Here is a 5,098-nt window from a genome sequence, read left to right as displayed (position 1 = left end):
GGCGCGCCCCGGCCGGCCGCCCCGGGCGCGCCCGCAGGCTCGCCAAGGACCTGCTCCCGCCGATCGTCACCAGGGCCCTGGTGAAACGCCGCCGCGGGCGCTGAGCCCGCCGCCGGCGGGAGCCCCTCTGCGGGGCCCACCGGGCGGCACCCCACAGCACAGACAGAAAGAGCACCGCACCACATGCCCCGCTTCAGCATCATCGTCACCGTCCACGGCGTCGCGGGGCGGCTCCCCACGGCCCTCGACTCGGTCCTCGCCCAGTCCTTCACCGACTTCGAGCTGCTCCCGGCCTGCGCGGATCCGGACTCCCCGGCGGGCGCGCTCGCCGGGGAGTACGCCGGGCGGGACTCCCGGGTCGTCCGGGTCACCGGCGGGCGCGACGCCGGGCTGCGGGCGGCGACCGGGACGTACGTGCTGTTCCTGGAGGCGGCCGACGTGCTGGTGCCGCAGTCCCTCGCCGTGATCGACGGGTGGCTGCGGGAGCACGGCGAGGAGGCCGGCGGGGACGCCGTCGACGTGCTGCGGCTCGGCCACGAGCGCGTGCCGTGGTGGGAGGGCGAGCCGGTGGCGGGGCCGCCGCAGGACGCGGACCCGGCCGACGTACGGCTGCCGGTCTGGGCCACCCTCCACCGCCGCGCCTTCCTGCGCGAGCACGGGGCGCTCCTCCCCGCGGGCCGGGGCACCGACCTGGCCTGGTCCGGTCTGGTGGCGCTCGCCGCCGGGCACGGCGCCGTGCTGCCCACGCTCTGCGTACGCCGCCACGAACGGCGGCCCGGCGGCGGCGCGGCGGCCGGCCCGAAAGCCGCCGGTCCGAAAGCCGCCGGTCCGAAGGCCGCCCTCAGGGGGACGGCCGTCACGGGACCGGCCGTCACCGGGGCGGAGCTCCTCGACCAGGTCGAGCTGGTGCTGGACCGGGCCGCCGCGCAGCGCCTCGCCGGGGACCGGGCGCGCGCCCTCTTCACCCAGCTCTTCGCCGAGGTCCTGGAGCACGCGCTCACCGCCCCCTGCGACCGCGCCTTCCTGCGCCGCGCGGGACGGCTCCACCGGCGCCACCGCCCGGCGGGCCTGCCCACCCGGGGCCTGGCGGACCGGCTGCTGCGGCGCGGCGCGGCCACGGCGCTCCGCGTGCTGCGGCCCCTCGGCCGGCAGAGCGCGCGGGTGCGCGCGTACGCCGCCCGCGCGGTGCTGCGCAGGCGCCGCGCCCTGCTGTACGGGTGGTACCTGCGCAGGCCGCTGGACGAGAACCTCGCCGTCTTCGCCGCCTACTGGGGCCGCGGCTACGCCTGCAACCCGGCGGCGATCCACCGCAAGGCGCGCGAACTGGCCCCGCACGTCCGGTCGGTGTTCCTGGTCAAGGAGAAGGAACTGGCGCACATGCCCGAGGACGTGGAGAGCGTGGTGATCGGCAGCAGGCGGTACTGGGAGGTGATGGCGCGGGCGAAGTACACCTTCAACAACGTCAACTTCGAGCATGCGGTGCGCAAGCGGCCCGGCACCGTGCACGTCCAGACGCACCACGGGACCCCGCTGAAGCGGATGGGCGTCGACCAGATCGAGTACCGGGCCGTCGCCGCGGCCACCGGGAGCTTCGGCAGGCTGATGCGGCGGGTGGACCGCTGGGACTTCTCGCTGTCCTCCAACCCGCACTCCACGGAGGTCTGGTCGGGCGCCTACCCCGGCGCCTTCGCGCACCTGGAGTACGGCTATCCGCGCAACGACCGCTTCTACTCGGCGGCCCCCGGCGAGGTGGCCGCGATCCGGGCGCGGCTCGGCGTCCCCGAGGACCGGGTGGCGCTGCTGTACGCGCCGACGTACCGGGACTACCCGCGGGACGTGTCGGCGCAGTTCGACCTGGCGCGGTTCTGCGAGCGGCTCGGACCGGAGTTCGTGGTGCTGCTGCGCGCGCACTACTTCCTCGACGGCGACGCCGGCCTGCGGCAGGCGGTGGCGGACGGGCGGCTGATCGACGTGACGTCCCTGCGCGACACCGAGGACGTCTGCCTGGCCTCGGACGCGCTGATCACGGACTACTCGTCGATCATGTTCGACTACGCCAACCTCGACCGCCCGATCGTCACGTACGCCGACGACTGGGACGTCTACCGGGACACCCGGGGCGTCTACTTCGACCTGCTCGCCGAGCCGCCGGGCCACGTCGCCCGCACCCAGGACGAGCTGGTGCGGGTCCTGACGTCGGGCGCGTGGTGCGACGAGGAGTCCGCCGCCCTGCGGTCCCGGTTCCGCGCGCGGTTCTGCGCGTTCGACGACGGGCAGGCCGCCGAGCGGGTCGTGCGGCGGGTGCTGCTCGGGCAGGGCGAGGAGGAGCTGCCGCCGGTGATCCCGCTGCGCGAGCGCCTGCCCGTGCCGGCCACGGCCGCGGCCCGCCCCCGCACACCGGCGCACTGATGCCCCGCAAGCTCCCGGACCTGGAAGTGCCATGCCCCGCTTCAGCATCGTCGTGCCCGTGTACAACGTGCAGGGCTACCTGCGCACCTGTCTGGAGTCGGTCCTCGGCCAGTCGTACGGCGACTTCGAGGTGATCGTCGTCGACGACCGCTCCCCCGACGGCAGCCCGGCGATCGTCGACGAGTTCGCGGCGCGCGACGAGCGCGTCGTGGCGGTGCACCTGCCCGTCAACGGCGGCATCGGCCCGGCCCGCAACCACGGGGCGCGGCTCGCCCGCGGCGAGTACCTGCTCTTCCTGGACAGCGACGACAGCTACACCCCGGGCGCGCTGCGGGCGATCGCCGAGCGCATCGACGCGACCGCCCGGCCTGACGTCGTCCTGTTCGACTACGCGCGCACCCACTGGCACGGCGCGGTGCGGCGCAACCGGGACGCGGAGGTGTTCGCAGCGCCCGGCCCGGAGGTGTTCACGGTCGCCGAACGCCCGGAGCTGCTGGACCTGTTCACGGTGGTGTGGAACAAGGCGTACCGCCTCGACTTCTTCCGCGAGGGCGGCTTCGCCTTCCCCACCGGCTTCTACGAGGACGCGGTGGTCGTCTACCAGACGCTGTGGACGGCCCGCACGATCGCCCTCGTGGACCGGGTCTGCGTGTACTACCGCCAGCGCCGCCAGGGCAGCGCGATGCGCACGCCGAGCCGGGAGCACTTCGAGGTGTTCGCGCAGTACGAGCGGCTGTTCCGGTTCGTCGCGGAGCGGCCTGAGCTTGAACGCTGGCGCGGCTTCCTCTACGACCACATGGCCGACCACTACCTGTTCATCCTGCGGCAGAAGGACCGCGTGCCGCCGTCGTCACGGCCCGAGTTCCACCGGCGGGCGGCGCGGGACCTGCGCGTCCACCGCCCGGACGGCCACCGGCCGGGCGAGGGGATCCCGCGGACCTCCTTCACCCTGCTGGCCCGGGCCCCGTACGCGCTCTACGCGCTGCACCGCGTCGCCGCCGTGAAGCGGGCGGGCCTGCGCAGGCGGCTGCGGGTGTGGCGCCGGCGGCTGCGCCGGGTGCTGCTCGCGCTGCACCGGCGGCTGGTCCTGCGGCGCGCGCTCGACCCCGGCCTGGCGGTGTACTCGGCCTTCGGGCACCGCGGTGTGCTCGGCGACCCGGCCGCGATCCACCGCAAGGCCCGGGAGCTCGCCCCGCACATCCGCGGGGTGTGGGTGGTCGCCAAGGAGCACGTGGCCGCGCTGCCGCCCGGCACCGAGCACGTCCTGCCGGGCAGCCGGGCCTACCGCCGGGTCACGGCCCGCGCCACGTACCTGGTCAACAACGTCAACTGGGCGAACGAACTCGTCAAGCGCGAGGGGTCCGTCCACATCCACACCCACCAGGGCACCCCGGTGAAGTCGATGGGCGCGGACCTGCTGAAGTACCCCGGCGCCCGGCGCGGTTTCAGCGTCCCGAAGATGCTGACGCGCGCCGACCGCTGGGACTACAGCCTGGTCGCGAACGCGCACTCCGAGCTGGTCTGGGACCGCGCCTACCCGTGCGGCTTCACGTCCCTGCGCTCGGGCAGCCCGCGCAACGACTGCCTGGTGCGGCCCGAGGAGGGCCGCCGGGAGTCCGTGCGGCAGCGACTCGGCGTCCCCGACGGCAGCACCCTGATCCTGTACGCGCCGACCGGCCGCGACCACCGCACCGGCGGGCACGTACCGGCCTGCGACCTGGAACGGCTGGMCGCCGGGCTGCCCGGCGACCACGTCCTGGCGGTCCGGCTGCACCCGTCCCTGGACCGGCACCACGAACGCGGCCTCGCGCTGCGGGACCTGGCCGGGCGCGGACTCGTCCTCGACGTCACCGACGAGCCGCACGTGGAGGACCTGCTGCTCGCCTGCGACGCCCTGGTCACCGACTACTCGTCCCTGATGTTCGACTACGCGCTGCTGGACCGGCCGATCGTCCTGCACACCTACGACCACGACACCTACCTCGCCGCGCGCGGTACGTACGTCGACGTCACCGGGTGCCCGCCGGGCCACGTCACCCGCGACGAGGACGGGTTGGCGCGGCTGTTCGCGTCGGGCGCGTGGTGCGACGAGGAGTCGGCGCGGCTGCGGACCGCCTTCCGGGCGCGGTTCGCCGGGTACGACGACGGGCGGGCCGCGGAACGGGTGGTACGGCTGCTGATGCTGGGCGAGGACCTGGCGGCGGTGCCCGCGGTCCCCGCGCCCGGCGCCCCGAGCGACGCCCTGGCCCGTTCATGAGGGCTCGCCCCGCCGCGTGGGTGCTGTTCCTGGCCGCCCTGTTCGGCTGTGTCCAGCTCGCCAACGTCACCGGCCGCGACACGCCCGACAGCCGCAACTACCTGTCGTACGCGCTGGCCCTGGGCGGCGCGGACAAGCGGGAGGCGGCGGGGCGGAGCATCGCGTACCTGTGCGCGAGCCGGGGCGAGACGGCCTCCCGCGAGCACAGCGTGGACGTCCGGCGCTTCCGGGCCCCCGACCCGGGGCCCGGGGTGCGGGCGGAGTGCCGCCGCCACTACGAGCGCACCGTCGGGGGGCGGCTCGACGCGGGGCAGACGTCCGGCTGGACCGCGCCGTTCATGGGCGAGCGGTTCATGCGGATCTTCGAGGTGCGGCCCGGGTACCCGCTGCTGCTCCTGCCGTTCGTGACCCTGTTCGGGGTGACGTGGGGGC

Annotated in this window: 2 protein-coding genes and 1 pseudogene; all 3 read left to right on the top strand. The window is 75.1% G+C overall.

What is annotated here, in order from left to right:
* Nucleotides 1–183: 183 nt before the first annotated feature.
* A complete protein-coding gene (locus FGF04_RS35275) occupies nt 184–2,409 on the top strand; it encodes a bifunctional glycosyltransferase/CDP-glycerol:glycerophosphate glycerophosphotransferase (RefSeq protein WP_149515468.1) in 2,226 nt (741 codons plus the stop codon).
* A gap of 31 nt (nt 2,410–2,440) precedes the next feature.
* Nucleotides 2,441–4,666, top strand: a complete 2,226-nt coding sequence (locus FGF04_RS35270; protein ID WP_149515467.1) for a bifunctional glycosyltransferase/CDP-glycerol:glycerophosphate glycerophosphotransferase — start codon at nt 2,441–2,443, stop codon at nt 4,664–4,666.
* A pseudogene (locus FGF04_RS35265) lies at nt 4,663–5,098 on the top strand (hypothetical protein); the annotation flags it as partial. The gene FGF04_RS35270 and the pseudogene FGF04_RS35265, both read left to right, overlap by 4 nt.

This window comes from Streptomyces apricus, assembly GCF_008369065.1.
GTDB lineage: Bacteria > Actinomycetota > Actinomycetes > Streptomycetales > Streptomycetaceae > Streptomyces > Streptomyces apricus.
The sequence above is the reverse complement of the archived record's forward strand: the minus strand, read 5'-3'. Positions and strand labels throughout refer to the sequence as shown.